Source organism: Sorangium sp. So ce367 (assembly GCF_051520455.1).
Classification (GTDB): domain Bacteria; phylum Myxococcota_A; class Polyangia; order Polyangiales; family Polyangiaceae; genus Sorangium; species Sorangium cellulosum_B.
The window spans coordinates 4,724,276-4,738,700 of record NZ_CP150334.1; the positions used below are offsets into that span (position 1 = coordinate 4,724,276).

General features: G+C 73.5%; 11 protein-coding genes. 4 read left to right on the forward strand and 7 right to left on the reverse strand.

Annotated elements, in window-relative coordinates:
• Positions 1–46 precede the first annotated feature (46 nt).
• From WME97_RS17965 to WME97_RS17980, 4 genes are all read right to left on the reverse strand, one after another.
• Complete coding sequence (locus WME97_RS17965; RefSeq protein WP_437553257.1) at positions 47–1,060, reverse strand: universal stress protein; 1,014 nt, start codon at positions 1,058–1,060, stop codon at positions 47–49.
• Between the two features lie 225 nt (positions 1,061–1,285).
• On the reverse strand, positions 1,286–1,651 hold the full coding sequence (locus WME97_RS17970) for a hypothetical protein (protein WP_437553259.1): 366 nt from the start codon (positions 1,649–1,651) through the stop codon (positions 1,286–1,288).
• Positions 1,648–2,640, reverse strand: a complete 993-nt coding sequence (gene floA / locus WME97_RS17975; protein ID WP_437555415.1) for a flotillin-like protein FloA — start codon at positions 2,638–2,640, stop codon at positions 1,648–1,650. Before floA ends, WME97_RS17970 begins: the two co-directional genes overlap by 4 nt.
• Before the next feature lie 7 nt (positions 2,641–2,647).
• The gene (locus tag WME97_RS17980) at positions 2,648–4,033 is read right to left on the reverse strand and encodes an NfeD family protein (protein ID WP_437553260.1); all 1,386 of its coding nucleotides are present in this window, start codon (positions 4,031–4,033) and stop codon (positions 2,648–2,650) included.
• A 476-nt stretch (positions 4,034–4,509) separates the two neighbouring features.
• Between WME97_RS17980 and WME97_RS17985 the strand changes: the two genes are divergently transcribed.
• The gene (locus WME97_RS17985; protein ID WP_437553262.1) at positions 4,510–6,762 is read left to right on the forward strand and encodes a bifunctional alpha,alpha-trehalose-phosphate synthase (UDP-forming)/trehalose-phosphatase; all 2,253 of its coding nucleotides are present in this window, start codon (positions 4,510–4,512) and stop codon (positions 6,760–6,762) included.
• Positions 6,763–6,924: 162 nt separating this feature from the next.
• Here WME97_RS17985 and WME97_RS17990 read toward each other — a convergent pair whose 3' ends face one another.
• Positions 6,925–7,731 carry an alpha/beta fold hydrolase gene (locus tag WME97_RS17990; RefSeq protein WP_437553264.1) on the reverse strand — a complete coding sequence of 269 codons (807 nt, stop codon included), beginning with the start codon at positions 7,729–7,731 and terminating at the stop codon, positions 6,925–6,927.
• 501 nt (positions 7,732–8,232) lie between these two features.
• On the opposite strand from WME97_RS17990, the gene WME97_RS17995 reads away from it, so the two are divergent.
• The gene (locus WME97_RS17995; RefSeq protein ID WP_437553266.1) at positions 8,233–9,048 is read left to right on the forward strand and encodes a DJ-1/PfpI family protein; all 816 of its coding nucleotides are present in this window, start codon (positions 8,233–8,235) and stop codon (positions 9,046–9,048) included.
• A gap of 123 nt (positions 9,049–9,171) precedes the next feature.
• On the opposite strand, the gene nhaA is transcribed toward WME97_RS17995, so the two are convergent.
• Positions 9,172–10,581 (reverse strand): Na+/H+ antiporter NhaA, encoded by a 1,410-nt coding sequence (gene nhaA / locus WME97_RS18000; RefSeq protein WP_437553268.1) that lies wholly within the window; start codon positions 10,579–10,581, stop codon positions 9,172–9,174.
• Positions 10,582–10,857: 276 nt separating this feature from the next.
• On the opposite strand from nhaA, the gene WME97_RS18005 reads away from it, so the two are divergent.
• The gene (locus WME97_RS18005; RefSeq protein WP_437553270.1) at positions 10,858–11,931 is read left to right on the forward strand and encodes a phosphotransferase family protein; all 1,074 of its coding nucleotides are present in this window, start codon (positions 10,858–10,860) and stop codon (positions 11,929–11,931) included.
• Here WME97_RS18005 and WME97_RS18010 read toward each other — a convergent pair.
• The gene (locus tag WME97_RS18010; RefSeq protein ID WP_437553272.1) at positions 11,837–12,484 is read right to left on the reverse strand and encodes a histidine phosphatase family protein; all 648 of its coding nucleotides are present in this window, start codon (positions 12,482–12,484) and stop codon (positions 11,837–11,839) included. The two genes, WME97_RS18005 and WME97_RS18010, sit on opposite strands and share 95 nt — an antisense overlap.
• Positions 12,485–12,726: 242 nt before the next feature.
• Here WME97_RS18010 and WME97_RS18015 point away from each other — a divergent pair, with 242 nt between their 5' ends.
• Positions 12,727–14,424: a serine/threonine-protein kinase gene (locus tag WME97_RS18015; protein ID WP_437553274.1), complete on the forward strand. Its 1,698-nt coding sequence runs from the start codon at positions 12,727–12,729 to the stop codon at positions 14,422–14,424.
• The last annotated feature ends 1 nt before the right edge of the window (position 14,425 follow it).

Sequence of the window (14,425 nt, forward strand, 5' to 3'; positions counted from 1 at the left end):
GAGAACCCTTGTTGCCGAACGGGGTAAGCCCCCCCCTGGCATGTGGCTACGCTCTGCCCTGCATACCGCCATGGGCTCTCCCATCTCCGCGCGCGCTCCGCGCGGACCCTCGCGCCCGTGGGCGTCGGCGCCGCATGCGTTGAGCCGCGGGCTCGCTGCGCGAGCTCGAGGCTTCTGCCGGCGCGTAGGTCGCGGGCACGCACACGGCGCTGCACGGCAGGCTCGGCTGAAGGATGGTACGCCAAACGGGCGCGCGCCACAGGCGACCTCGCGACGGATCGCGAGCGAGGATCAGGAGATCGACCTGCTCTCGCCAGGCCAGGCGGAGCAGCTCGGCGGCCGGATGGCGGGTGATAACCTCGATCTGTGAGGTTGGCCCGTCGAGCGAGCGCGGCTCAACCGCGCTGCGAGCCCCGGCCAGGGGCCTGTCGCGGTAGGGATGCACGACGCCTCGGGTCGCCGCGGCAGAAACGAACCGCGTCCAGAAGCTCACGGGGCCGAGCTCTCGGCGAAAGGTCGCGACGAGCGCTTCGAGCGGCCCCGCGCCGTCGAGCTCCGTGAGCCAGCCCAGAGCGGCTCGAGGAGAGTCAGAGGGATCGAGCCCTACCAGGACGCGCAAGCAGCGCTCGCCTTGCAGCCAATCGACCAGGCGATCGGAGCCCTCGGTGACAAGCACCGGGACGGGCGAGCTGCGGAGTATCTTCTCGACGCTGTCCCCGAACAGCCTCTCGATCCGGTTCCCGGGGCGGCGCGAGATCACCATCAGGCGGGCTCGGCACGCGCTCGCGATCTCGGCGAGCCAGACGTGCCGGAACCCGGCGACGAGCCGCGCCTCGACCCGCGCTCCAAGCTGCCGCAGCGCTGCGGTCTGCCGATCGAGCATCTCGCGCTCCGGATCGAGCAGCGCGTTCTCTTCGTGGCCGATCAGGAATTCGGAGCCGAGCTCGTCGACGACGTGGACGAGATGGAGCTCCTCGCCGAGCCGCTGGGCGAGGGACGCGGCGGCCCGCCCGGCTTGCTGTGCCGCGGGAGAAAAGTCGGTGTCGCAGACGATGGGCATGGGTTGCCACGAAGCAGCGAAAGGTGTGCCTGCCCGTGCGGCGTGCCACGAATGCGCGCTCGCCCGCTGGTCAATCGACCGAGCAGCCGCCCCGTGCGCCGGCGTGATTGCGTCTCGTCAGCCATGTCCCTGGGCATTCGGGCTGGCGACGTCCAGCGGTAACCGACGATGGCGAACGGATCGTCGTCATCGTCGCTGCGGATCTCTCGCGGTCCTCCCCTCCGCTCAGCCGTCGCGGTCCAGCCTGCGATCCAGGATCTCCGCCAGCGCAAAGGCCTGTCGCAAGCTGACCCGATGGCGCAGCGCGCTTCGCAGTTTCGCGCGCCGCGACGCGCGCGCCCCGGCGCCCGCGTCGGAGACGCCCGTCGGCGACGGCGCCCCGTTCTGCGCCGCTGGCGGCGGCTCCGCGCGCGCGGGCCGGCCGGTCGCTATCTCGTCGTACGGCGCACGCTGCATCCCGCCATACGGCGCGCCCGGGAGCACCTCGCCTTCCTGCCGCCGCTCGCGCGTCCCGCCGAGCGCCGCGCCGAGCCAGGAGATCAGCGCGAAGAGCAGGAAGAGCGCGAGCAGCAGCAGGTCTGCCAGCGTCACGGGTGCCCTCTCCGCTCGCGGAGCGCCTCCGTGGTCCCGTCGGCGCCGGTCATGTCCGAGGCGATGGCGCCGCGCATGTCGGTGTCCGCCTGGACGTTCTTCAGCCGATGATAATCCATGATGCCAAGGTTCCCCCGGCGGAACGCGTCGGCCATGGCGCGCGGCACCTCGGCCTCGGCCTCGACGACCCGCGCCCGCATCTCCTGCTCCAGCGCGACCGCCATCGCGCGCCGCTCCTCCGCCTTGGCCTGGGCGATCTGCTTGTCCGCGTTGGCCTGGTCGATCTGCAGCTTGGCGCCGATGTTCGCCCCCACGTCGACGTCCGCGATGTCGATGGAGAGGATCTCGTACGCCGTCCCCGCGTCGAGCCCCCGCGAGAGGATGTTCTTCGAGATATGATCGGGGTTCTCGAGCACTTCCTTGTGCGTGGCCGCCGAGCCGATGGTGCTCACCATGCCCTCCCCGACGCGGGCGATGATCGTCTGTTCGCCCGCCCCGCCCACGAGCCGATCGATGTTGGTCCGGACAGTCACGCGGGAGATCGCGATGAGCTGGATCCCGTCCTTCGCGACCGCCGCGATGCGGGCGGTCTCGATGACCTTCGGGATCACGGACATCTTCACCGCCTCGAGAACGTCGCGGCCGGCCAGGTCGATGGCCGCGGCGCGCTTGAACGGCATCGGGATGTTCGCCTTGTCCGCCGAGATGAGGGCATTGACCACGCGCACCACGTTGCCGCCGGCGAGGAAGTGCGCCTCGAGGTCGTTGACGGAGATGTCGAGCCCTGCCTTGACGGCGCTGATGCGCGCGGTGACCACCGTGCCCGGCGGGACGCGCCGGAACCGCATCCCGACGAGCGTGAACAGCCCGACATACGCGCCCGAGGCCCAGGCCGCGATCCAGAGAGGGATCGGGATCATGTAGAGCCCGATGAACAGCGCCGCGAGCAGCAGCAGGACCAGCCCGAACAGGCCCAGATCGATACCCATCATCCCCTCATCCCCCCATCTCCTGCGCCTCTGTCCGGCGCACGACGACGCGGTTGCCCTCGACGCGGATCACCTCGACCGACTCTCCGGCCGCGATGTACTCGGCCTCCGACACCACATCGATCCGCGCTCCCCCGATGCGGGCGATCCCGGCCGGCCGCAGCGGCGACGCGGCGACGCCGCGCTCGCCCACCAGCGGTCCGCTGGCCTGGGCTGGCGGGCCGCCGTCGACGCCCGCGCCGAGGCTCGTCGCCAGGACCAGGCGCCGCCCGAAGGGGAGCCGCGGCAGGAAGCGCAGCGCGATGAGCATGCCGGCCAGCGCCAGCGTGATGGACAGCGTGACCTGGGCGACGGCCTCGAGGGCGCGCCCGGGCGTCACGCCCGCGCCGACCAGGCTCATGCTCAGGCCGGCGAGCAGCGCGACCGTGCCGAGGACGCCGGCGACGCCGAAGCCGGGGATCACGAACACCTCCAGGGCGAGGAGCAGCACGCCGGCCACGGCGAGCGCGATCTCCTCCCAGCCGACGAGGGCCAGCAGCCAATGCGCCCAGAAGAACAGCACCAGACAGGCGCCGCCCACCAGGCCCGGGACGCCGAACCCCGGCGTGCGCAGCTCGATCAGCAGGCCCATCATCCCGAGGCTCAGGAGGAGCGAGCTCACGACAGGCGTCGTCAGGAACCTGAGCACGCGCTCTGCCCAGCTCGGCGACAGGTGGCGGATTTCGGCCCCCTCGAGGCCGAGCCGGGCGAGCACGGCATCCATGCCGTCCGCCTGGGCGTCCGCGACGCCGAGCGCCAGCGCCTCGGCGGTCGTGAGCGTGAGCAGCTTCCCCGGCCCCACGACCCCCTCGACGGCGACGTCCTCGTCCACCATCGCCTCGGCGAGCTCCGGCGGCCGGCCGCGGCGCTCGGCGGTCGAGCGGAACTCCTTCCTGACGTACGAGGTCGCCTTCTCCCCGGCGGGCTCCGCCCCCTCCGGCCCCGCGTGCACCGGCGCCGCGGCGCCCAGGGTCGCGCCCTCCGCCATCACGATCTGCTCTGCCGCGAGGGCGACGAGCGCGCCCGCCGAGATCGCCCGTTGATCGACGAAGACGACGGTGCGGAGCGGGGTCGCGAGCAGCGCGTCGCGGATGGCGATGGCCGCGTCGACGCGGCCGCCGAGCGTGTTCGTGGGCAGGATCAGCGCGCTCGCTCCTGCCCTCTCGGCCGTGTCGATGGCCCGCTGGACGAAGGCGGACAGCCCGGCGTCGATCTCGCCCTGGATCGGCGCGACATGGACGATCGGTGCGGCCCCGGCACGCGCCATCGAGGCGACGAGCGCGGAGACGAGCGCGAGCACGTACGGAATCCAGCGCGGCAGCCGCGCGCGCAGGCGCCTTCCTGTCAGCGACACGCGTCACCCCCGGGTGGACACCTAGAGCGGTGATCGCCGTGGTCAAAGGCGTCGGTGTGCGCGGCGAGATCCCCATCCTTGCGGGCATCTCCGCCGTGCGCCGATTTTTCAGCCCCGCAGCGTTCGCGCCCATCCGTCGCGTGTGGAGGCGATCGGGTGGGCAATCTCTCGCCTGGCCGATCATGACGCCTGCGCGCGCTGGGTAGGCTGCGACGGGCGCCGCGACGTCGGAGGCCGATCGACGCGCGACGCCCGCCGGCGTGCCGGATCAGCTTGCGCGACGCCGCGCGATATGTTTTGAGTTCAAAGGATTCGTTCCGCCGCTCGTCCGCGGCGATCCCGGGGGGCGTCGCGCCCCGTTCGTTTCCGACGGCTCGCGGCGCCGCGCCTCGCGGCGCGCGCCCGGCGGGATGAGGGAGGTGCCGCGCCTCGCGCCCGGCGGGCGGGGCCTCGTCGCCGCCAAGGAGGGGAGTTCCATGGCCCGACTGCTCATCGTCTCCAACCGTCTCCCGATCAGCGTGCGCGTCGACCGCGGCGCGCTCAGCCTCACGCGCTCCTCGGGCGGCCTCGCCGCCGCCATGCGCGGCCCCCACGAGCGGCACTGCGCGATCTGGATAGGCTGGCCGGGCAGCGTCGCGAGCCTCTCCCCGGAGCAGCGGAGGGACGCCGACGCGGCGCTCGCCGGGATGCGCGCCGTGCCCGTGCACCTCGGCGCCGCGGAGCAGCACCGCTTCTACGACGGCTTCTCGAACGGCGTCCTGTGGCCCCTGCTCCACTACCTGCTCGACAAGGTGAACCTCGACGCCGAGCTCGACTGGGAGGCCTACCAGCGCGTCAACGAGCGCTTCGCCGACGTCGTCGCCGCGCAGTACACGCCGGGCGACGCGATCTGGGTGCACGACTACCAGCTCCTGCTCCTCCCGGCGCTCCTCCGGCGGCGCCTACCCGGGGCCCGGATCGGCTTCTTCCTCCACGTCCCGTTCCCGTCCGCCGAGGTCTTCCGCATCCTTCCGTGGCGGGAGCAGATCGCCCGCGGCCTGCTCGGCGCGGACCTGATCGGCTTCCACACGGCCGCCTACCGCAGGAACTTCGCCGCGTCGGCGGCGCACGTGCTCGGCGTCGATCCGGGCGAGGCGGTGATCGAGCACGACGGGCGCACGGTCGCGCTGGGGGTCCACCCCATCAGCATCGACGCCGCCGAGATCGAGCGGCTCGCGGGCCACCCCGGCGTGCGGGACGAGGCGGCGCGAATCCGCGCCGAGGCGCGCGGCCGCAAGATCGTGCTCGGGATCGACCGGCTCGATTACACGAAGGGGATCCCGCGCCGCCTGCTCGCGATCGAGCGGTTCCTCGAGCGCGAGCCGGAGCTGCGCGATCAGGTCCGCTTCCTCCAGCTCGCCGTGCCCACGCGGGAGATGGCCGGCGCGTACGCCGACTTCCGGCGGCTCGTGCACGAGATGGTCGGCCGCATCAACGGGCAGCACGGTACGACGTACGCGACGCCGATCCACTACATGCACCGCTCGCTGCCGCTCGAGCAGGTGGTCGCGCTCTACCTCGCCGCGGACGTGATGCTCGTGACCCCGCTGCGCGACGGCATGAACCTCGTCGCGAAAGAGTACGTCGCCGCGCGGGTCGACGACGACGGCGCCCTGATCCTGAGCGAGTTCGCGGGCGCGTCGTCCGAGCTCGCGGAGGCGATCTCCGTCAACCCGTACGACATCGGCTCGGTCGCCGCTGCCGTGAAGCAGGCGATCGCCATGCCGCCCGCCGAGCAGCGGCGCCGGATGGCGGCGCTGCGCCGCCGCGTGGCGACGCACGACGTCCACGCCTGGGCGCAGGCGTTCCTCGACGAGCTCGACCGCGCCGCGGCGCCGGGGGCCGCCGCGCCGTCGCGCCGAGGGGTGCCCGAGGGCGTCGTCGAGCGCATGCGCCTCGCGCCGCAGCGCGTGTGGATCCTCGACTACGACGGCACGCTGGTCCCGTTCGCGCCGGTGCCTGACCTCGCGGCGCCGGACGAGGAGCTGCTCTCGCTGCTCAGGGTGCTGTCCGAGCGCGACCGCGTGCACGTCGTGAGCGGCCGCCGGCGCGCCGACATCGAGCGCTGGCTCGGCGCGCTGCCGCTCCACCTGCACGCCGAGCACGGCTTCTGGTCGCGGCTCAAGGCGAGCGGCGACTGGGTCGCGCTCGAGCCGGACGCCGCCGCCTGGAAGGGCGAGGCGCGGGCGATCCTCGAGGGCTTCACGCGGCGCACCCCGGGCAGCTTCATCGAGGAGAAGACGGTGACCCTGGCGTGGCACTACCGCACGGCCGAGCCCGAGCTGGCGAGCCAGCACGTGCGCGAGCTGCGGGCGCGCCTCGAGGAGCGCCTCCCCATGGATACCCTGGAGCTCCTCGCCGGCGCGAAGGTGCTCGAGGTCCGGCCGCGCGGCGTCCACAAGGGCAGGGTGGTGCCGCTCATCCTGGACGAAGTCCCGGCGAGGGCAGCGGTGATCGCCATCGGCGACGACCGCACGGACGAAGACGTCTTCGCGGCGCTGCCGTCGTCCGCGTACACCATCCACGTCGGCAACGAGAGCAGCCGCGCCGCCTACCGGCTGCCCGACGCCGGCGCGGTGCGGCGCCTCCTGCGCTCGATCCACGCTGGCCACGCTGGCCACGCTGGCCACGCCGGCCCCGCGGGCCTCGACGCCGGCCCCGCGGGGCTCGACGCCGGGCTCCACGCCTGACCCGCGCCGGGGTCCACGCGCTTTCCACGCCCGTTCTACGCCTGATTCACGCCTTTCTTCCCGGCCCGAAGCCGCCGCCGCTCGCGGCGCGGCGCTGTCCACGACCGGCCTCCAGCTCTTCCTCGCCATGGGCATCGCCTCGCTCGGGCTCGTGGGCTCGTCCTACGTGTCTTCGGCGTCGCGACCGAAGAACGCACCGAGATCGCGTGCAAATCGCTTGTCGCGCAGGATGCCTGCGTGCCCGCGTCGCTCGTAGACGGCCAGTCGTGAGCCTGCGACGCCGCGGATCGTGGCCTCGCGGATCGCGGGTGAGACGAAGCCATCGCGCTCGCCAACGATGAGCAGCATCGGAGCGCGGATGTCGGGCATTCGATCGGAGCAGTCGAAGCGCATCAACGCCTGGCACGTGGCGATGCCGTCGGAGAGGTCCTTGCCGCGATCGGGGAGGTCGTTGAGCAGGAACAGGGCGGCGCGCGCGAGCGGCCGCCACCATGGAGACGTGGTGAGCACGATCGTCATCGCCTGCATCGGGAAACGCCTTTGTCTGGCGCGGTCGAGCCACTCCTGCATCGCTGCACGGCTCTCGGGTGTGAATGTGTGGGCCGCCCCTGCCACGACGAAGCGCTCGACGAGATCCGGATGATCAGCGGCGAGGCGCAGCGCCGCAGCCCCGCCCGTCGACACGCCGACGACCTTCACGGGACCGCCAAACGTCGCCCGGATCGCCGTGGCATAGTCGTTGGCAAAGTCCTCCACGGTGGCGCCCTCGGCGACCCCGGGCCGTCGCGCGAGCTGATAGATCGTGTACCGAGACCGCAGCTCACCGAACGCCCCGAACGAGAGCGCGCGCTCGAGCCCCTGGGGGTTCTCGTTCCTGGGAGCAAACCCTGGAAACACCACGAGCGGCGGCCCCTCGCCGGCGGCCACATAGGGGATCCCGCCCGGGAGCACGCCATCCCGTGTCTTCATGGCGCCTCTGCGCGCGCGGATCGTCCCTGCGCCGAATTGAAAAGAATAGTCATTTCATGAATCTACGTGACGCCACGGATCGCGTCAATCTTCGGATCGCCGCGCCACGCCTCCTCGCGCGTAGCCGTCTGCTCCCAGTCGGCACGTGCGGCGTTGCTCGCCCGGGTGAAGGAGGCAGAGGCAGCACGGCTCGTGAGCTTCCCGGTCACCCACGCGTCTCCTTCGTTCTTCTGGAATCGAGCGGGTGGCGCGGCATGTACCTCAGACAGGGCCGCGGCGGATGCGATCGCTGGTAAGCCAAGTGCGAAAAAAACATTCATGTTTCTTGGCGCCCTGGCGCTCCTCCGAGCTTTCGCACGTTCGTCCAAAGTACCGCGCCACCATCGAGCGCGCCTGCTCCCCCGGGGCGTTCCCGCCCATGCGACATCGCGCCGCAGGACAACGCGCCGCAGGACAACGTGTCGCATGGTCGCGCCGCACGGAAGCGCCTACGCAGGCCGCATGAGACGACGACAGATCCTGGATCTCGCCGCCGCGAGCGCCGCGCTCGCCACCCTGCAAACGCTCGGCGGGTGCGCGCAAGACGACGCCGGTCCCCGGCAATCGCCCACGACACCTGGAGGAGAGAGCTCCCCGATGAAGCATATCGCCATGCTGATTTACCCGGCCTTCACCGCGCTTGACCTCATCGGTCCTCAGGCCGTGTTCAGTACGTTTCAAGATGCGCAGATACACCTCGTGTGGAAGACGCTCGACCCCGTGACGACGGATACGGGGATCACCCTCCTTCCCACGGCGACCTTCGACACCTGTCCCGACGAGCTCGAGATCCTCTTCGTGCCGGGCGGCGTGGAGGGCACGATCGCCGTGATGAAGGACGGCGAGGTGCTCGATTTCCTCGCGGCGCGCGCGGAGCAGGCGAGCTACGTGACGAGCGTTTGCACGGGGTCGCTCGTGCTCGGCTCTGCAGGGCTGCTCCGCGGCTACCGTGCGACCACGCACTGGGCCATGCGCGAGGTGCTGCCCCTCCTGGCGGCCGAGCCGGTCGACGCGCGGTATGTCGAGGACCGCAACCGCATCACGGGAGGCGGCGTGACGTCAGGCATCGATTTCGGCCTCCGGATCGCCGCCAAGCTGCAGGGCGAGGAGGCCGCGCAGCTGGCGCAGCTCGCGATCGAGTACGCCCCCGACCCGCCGTTCCAGGCGGGTACGCCCGAGTCCGCGCCCGCGGCGGTGGTCGAGCGGTTTCGCGGCATCGCCGCGCCGGCGGTCGCGCAGGCCAGACAGGCGGCGGAGCAGGCCGCGGCGCGCTGGTGAGGCGCGGCGCGCCCGTTCCCCAGGGGCCGCCGAACCGCGGCTCGTGGGACAGGGCCGGTCAGCTGACAGGAACGCGCGGTAGAATCCGCTGAGGCCCGCCGCGCGGGCGGCCGCGGGCGGCGGCTACTGCTCCGTCGACCCCTCGGCCTCCTCGAGCGTCAGCGCCGCGCCGGGCACCGGCGTTCCGGACAGCACGAGCCTGCCGACGAGGAGCCCCACCACGGCCGCCACGCCCGAGGCGAGCAGGACGCCCAGCTTCGCCGCGGCCAGCATCGCGGCGTCGCCGAACGCGAGGCCCGCGATGAAGATCGCCATCGTGAAGCCGATGCCCGCGACGCAGCCCACGACCGCGATCCCGCGCCAGCCGACGCCGCGCGGCAAGGCGCAGACGCCGAGCCGGACCATCGCGAAGCTCGCGAGGAAGACGCCGAGCGGCTTGCCGACGACCAGGCCGAGCGTGACCCCGAGCAGGATCGTCCCCGAGGCCGGGTGGCCGAGCGAGGAAGCATCGATGCGGACGCCGGCGTTGGCGAAGGCGAACAGCGGCATGATGCCGTACGCGACCCACGGGTGGAGCGCCGCCTGGAGCCGGACCACGGGCGGCAGCGCTTCACGCTGGGCCTGCCGGATCCGCCCGAGGGGCTTGAGCAGCTCGTCCGCGCGGTGGCCGTCGCGCTCGTTCAGCGCGGCGACCCTGTCCACCGCGTCGCGCGCCGCGGCGACGAACCCCTCGGTGCCGAACCAGGAGCGCACCGGCGTCAGGAGCCCGATGGCGACGCCGGCGATCGTGGGGTGGACGCCGGCGCGGAGCATGCCCCACCAGACGATCGCGCCTGGGGCCACGTAGGCGGCGGGAGAGCGGACGCCGAAGCGCTGGAGCAGCAGCACCGCAAGCCCCCCGCCGGCCGCGACGAGCAGGCCGCTCCACGCGACGCCCGACGAGTAGAACAGCGCGATGACGATGATGGCGCCGATGTCGTCGATGATGGCGAGCGCGAGGAGGAGCACGCGCAGGGCAGGGGGCACGCGCTTGCCGAGCAACGCCAGGACGCCCACCGCGAACGCGATGTCGGTCGCCATGGGGACGCCCCAGCCGTGCCGCGAGACCGGCGAGGCGTTGAGCGACAGGTAGAGGAGCGCGGGCGCGATCATGCCGCCCACCGCCGCGGCGACCGGCAGCGCCGCGCGCTTGAGATCCGAGAGCTCCCCCTCGTGGATCTCCCGCCGGATCTCCAGGCCGACGACGAAGAAGAAGATCGTCATCAGCCCCTCGTTGATCCAGAAGTGGAGGGGCTGCGTGAACGCCAGCGAGCCCGCGCTGAGCGTGATCGGGACGTGCCAGAGGTGCTCGTAGGCGTCGCCCCACGGCGAGTTCGCCCACGCAAGGGCGACGGCGGACGCGATCAGCAGGACGATCCCGCTGGCGGCCTCGACGTGCATGAAGCGCTCGATCGGGCCGAGAACGCGCTCGGCGATGCGGCGCGCGGGGGCCCAGGTTCCGGGGGCAAGCTCCTGAGAGGGGGATCGACGCAATGAACCACCGAGGCGCGAGCGACGTCGCGCGAGGGGGGAAGGCGGCCCGACCATCCCAAGAAGACCTGTCGCGGCGCTCCACGGCCGCGACACCCGCGCGGGAGAATACTCGTTCAGGCGACCGGATCCAGCGCGAACGGGCGCGCCGGGCCGGGCGCCTCGCTCCGGGGCGATCGGGCGCCGCCGCTCCGGCGCGGCCAGGCGCATGGAGCGGATTCGAGGCGCAGGGTGGATCGTGAGCTGGCCTCGGCGCATCGTGGGGCCGGGAGGCGGCGGATGACGCGAGATGCCCTGGATCGCGCCGCGGTGACGGCCTTTCTGGTCGCGCGCCACGGCGATGCGGTCTGCGACTCGGCCATCGAGATTCGCCCGCTCCCCGGCGGGCTCTGCTCGGAGGTCGCGCTCGTCACCGCGCGGCTGCGCGGCGGCGCGCGGGCTCGCCGGGTCACGCTCGTGGCCAAGCTCGTGCACGGCACCGCCGCGCGCGAGGCGGCCGTCTACCGGCGGCTCTCGAGGTCCGTCGGGCGGCGCTTCTCGCCCGAGCTGCTCGGCGCGGAGCGGCTCGGGCGCGGGCGCTGGCTGCTCTACCTCGAGCGGATCGAGCCGGCGCACGCCTGGCCCTGGGCCGACAGCGCGCACACGGCCCGGGTGCTCGATCGGCTGGCGCGCCTCCACGAGGAGACGGCGCAGGGCGCCGCGCTGCCGGCCTGGGACTACGAGGCCGAGAACCTGGCCAGGGCGCGCGATACGCTCTCGCTGGCCGAGCGCCTGCCCCGCGGCGAGATCCCGGCGCTCGCCCGGACGCTGCCCGCCCTGCGGCGGGTCGTCTCGGCGCTGCCCGCGATGCGCCGCGAGCTCCTCGCGTTCCAGCCGCTCGGCCGCGCGGTGATCCACGGCGACGTGCACCCGGGCAACGTCATGGTCCGCCGGCGCGACGGCGTCGTGGAGCCGGTGCTGCTCGACTGGGCGCGCGCGCGGATCGGCTCGCCGCTGGAGGACGTGAGCTCGTGGCTCCAGGCCCTCGGGTACTGGGAGCCGGAGGCGCGGCGCCGCCACGACACGTTGCTCGCCGGCTACCTCGCGGCGCGCGGGCTCGCCCCCGCGCTGACCCGGCCGCTGCGCGACGTCTACTGGTTCGCGGCGGCGTCCAACGCGCTCGCGGGCGCGCTCGGGCACCACCTCGCGGTGGCCTGCGGCGCGAGCGCGCCCGGCGCGCTCGAGGCCGCGGCACGGAACGCGGCGGACTGGCTGCGCGTCATCCGCCGGGCCGACGCGTGCTGGAGCTGCGGTGCTCGCGGTCGTCGAAGCGCAAGAGGACGCCGCGCTCGCCCTGCCACGAGAGCGACGTGAGGCTGGCGTTGCCCGGTCGGAACGGCTCCCAGCGCGCGGGCGGGACGCCGTGCAGCGCCCCGAGGATCTGGCCGATGACGCCCGCGTGCGTGACCACGAGCACGCGCTGCCCCGGGTGCGCCGCGGCGATCGCCGCGATCGTCGCGAGGCAGCGCGCGCGGAGCTCGCGGTAGCTCTCCCCGCCTGGCCAGCGGAAATCGTCGTCGGCCTGGCGCAGGTGCGCCTCCCAGAGCGGGGCGTGGCGCGCCTTGACCTCCTCGATCGGGAGGCCGTCCACGTCGCCGCAGCCGATCTCGCGCAGCCCGTCGCGGGGGCGGACCGGGCCCCACGCGCCGGCCGCGATCCGCGCCGTCTCGAGCGCGCGGCTCAGCGGGCTGGAATACACGGCGTCGAACGCCGGGCCTCCGGCGAGGCGGCGGCGCAGCGCCTCGGCCTCCTCACGCCCTCGCGCGTCGAGCGGCGTGTCGGTCCACCCGCTCATCGGCGTCGCGGGGCCGGCGCCGTTACCGGCGGTGTGGCCGTGGCGCGCGAGGACCAGGAGAGAGGGGCGCATGGGTCGGACCGGAGCAGGGGGGCTCGGCCCGGAAGCTAGCGTGAGCCGCCGCCAGATCGAGCGCCGCGCGCGACGGGCTCACCCTAGCGCCGTGGTCGCCCGGCGGTGCGAGCGAGCCGGGCCCGCGCGGGCGCGCGCTTCGCCGCGCGTCGCCGCGCTGTTCATGATTGCCGATGGCTCCTAGACTGGCGTGACGGTCGATGGCCACCTGCCCCGCGTGTCGCTCGGTCTATCCGCAGGATGTGGCGACCTGTCCGGAGCACGGGGACGCGCTGCTGCCGGACGAGGCCTTCCTCGAGGAGGACGCGCAGCTGGCGCCGGGCACGATGCTCGGCGAGTACCGCGTCGAGCGGCTGCTCGGGGCGGGGACGTTCGGCGACGTCTACGCGGGAGAGCAACCCCTCATCGGCAAGCGGGTCGCGATCAAGGTGCTGAACCGGCGGTTCGCGTCCGATCCGACCGTCGTCTCGCGCTTCGTCGGCGAGGCGCGCGCGGTGAACCGCATCCGGCACCGCAACATCATCGACATCTTCTCCTTCGGCGTCGTCGACGGGCGGCACTACTTCGTCATGGAGCTGCTCGACGGGCTCACGCTCGGCGCGCTGATCCGGCGCGAGGGGCGCCTCTCGCCGGGCCGCGCCGTCCCCATCCTCGAGGGCATCGCCGACGCGCTCGACGCCGCGCACGCGGCGGGGATCACGCACCGCGATCTGAAGCCCGAGAACATCTTCGTGGCGATCGAGAAGGGCGGCCGCTACTTCCCCAAGCTGCTCGATTTCGGCGTGGCGAAGCTCGCCGACGAGGCGCTCGCCCACAAGACGGCCACGGGGGTCGCCGTCGGGACGCCCGCGTACATGTCGCCCGAGCAGGTCCGCGGCAAGGGCGTCGACCCTCGCTCGGACATCTACGCCCTCGGCGTGATCGCCCACGAGGTGCTCACGGGGACGCTCGTCTTCCAGGGCGAGTCGATGATGGACGTGATGATGATGCACCTCCTCCACCCGCCGCCGCGCGCGTCGGAGGTCTGCGCGGACCTCCCGCCCGAGCTCGACGCCCCGGTGACGGCGATGCTGGCGAAGCGCGCCGAGGATCGCCCGCCGTCCGCTGGGGCGGCGGTCCAGGCGTTCATCGAGCAGGTGCGCAAGCTCGGCCTCGAGGGGCTCGACAGCACGGGCGCCGCGCGGCCCAGGAGCAGCGCGCGCGTGGTGTCCGTCGGCTCGCAGGACGTCAGCTCCGAGGCGGCGACCGACGTGGTGGACGCGCTCGATCCGGAGGAGGGCGGCGGCGCTGACGGGGGCGGCGCGTCCCGGAGCGGCGCCTCCGGGAACGGCGGCTCCTCCGGCACGCTGCGCAGCCCTGGCGAGAGCGGGGCCGTCGCGGCAGGGCGCACGCAGCCCATGCCGCCGGGCTCGGTGGCGCCCGCCGAGATCGGCCGGACGGTGGCGTTCGCCCCGCTCGCCGAGCCTGTTCGGGCGTCGAGGACCAGCGCCCGCCGCGCAGGGATGCTCGCGGTGCTGCTCCTCGGCGGCGCGGTGGCCGGGGCGATCGCGTGGCTCCGCCCTGGCGGCGACGCTGCCTCGACCCGCGATGCCGCCCCGACAGCGGCCACGGGCGCGCCGCTTGGCGCTGCAGACGCCACCGGCGGGCCGTCCGGCACCCAGGGCCCCCTCGGCGCGCCGCTGGCCGGCGCGGGCGCCGCCGGCGCGCCCTCCGGCGCCGTGGATGCTTCGGGCGCGCCGCCCGTCGCGAGCGCCGCGGCCCCCGGTGCCCAGGCGGCTCCGGGAGCCGCCGTGGGGGGACCGGCGCCGACCGCGCCGGTCGCCGGGGCGGCCAGCGCGGCGTCCACCGCGGCGCCCTCGGGCGTCCGGGGGACCCGACCGCGCAAGCACCACACCGATCTGGAGAAGCCGGCGTTCGACAGCCTCCGCGGAGCACCCTGAC

What these genes read in the sequence shown, in the direction of transcription:
- WME97_RS17965 (WP_437553257.1), bottom strand. Translation starts at nt 1,060, where the DNA reads ATGCCCATCGTCTGCGACACCGACTTTTCTCCCGCGGCACAGCAAGCC.
- floA (WP_437555415.1), bottom strand. Translation starts at nt 2,640, where the DNA reads ATGGGTATCGATCTGGGCCTGTTCGGGCTGGTCCTGCTGCTGCTCGCG.
- WME97_RS17985 (WP_437553262.1), top strand. Translation starts at nt 4,510, where the DNA reads ATGGCCCGACTGCTCATCGTCTCCAACCGTCTCCCGATCAGCGTGCGC.
- WME97_RS17990 (WP_437553264.1), bottom strand. Translation starts at nt 7,731, where the DNA reads ATGAAGACACGGGATGGCGTGCTCCCGGGCGGGATCCCCTATGTGGCC.
- WME97_RS17995 (WP_437553266.1), top strand. Translation starts at nt 8,233, where the DNA reads ATGAGACGACGACAGATCCTGGATCTCGCCGCCGCGAGCGCCGCGCTC.
- WME97_RS18005 (WP_437553270.1), top strand. Translation starts at nt 10,858, where the DNA reads ATGACGCGAGATGCCCTGGATCGCGCCGCGGTGACGGCCTTTCTGGTC.
- WME97_RS18010 (WP_437553272.1), bottom strand. Translation starts at nt 12,484, where the DNA reads ATGCGCCCCTCTCTCCTGGTCCTCGCGCGCCACGGCCACACCGCCGGT.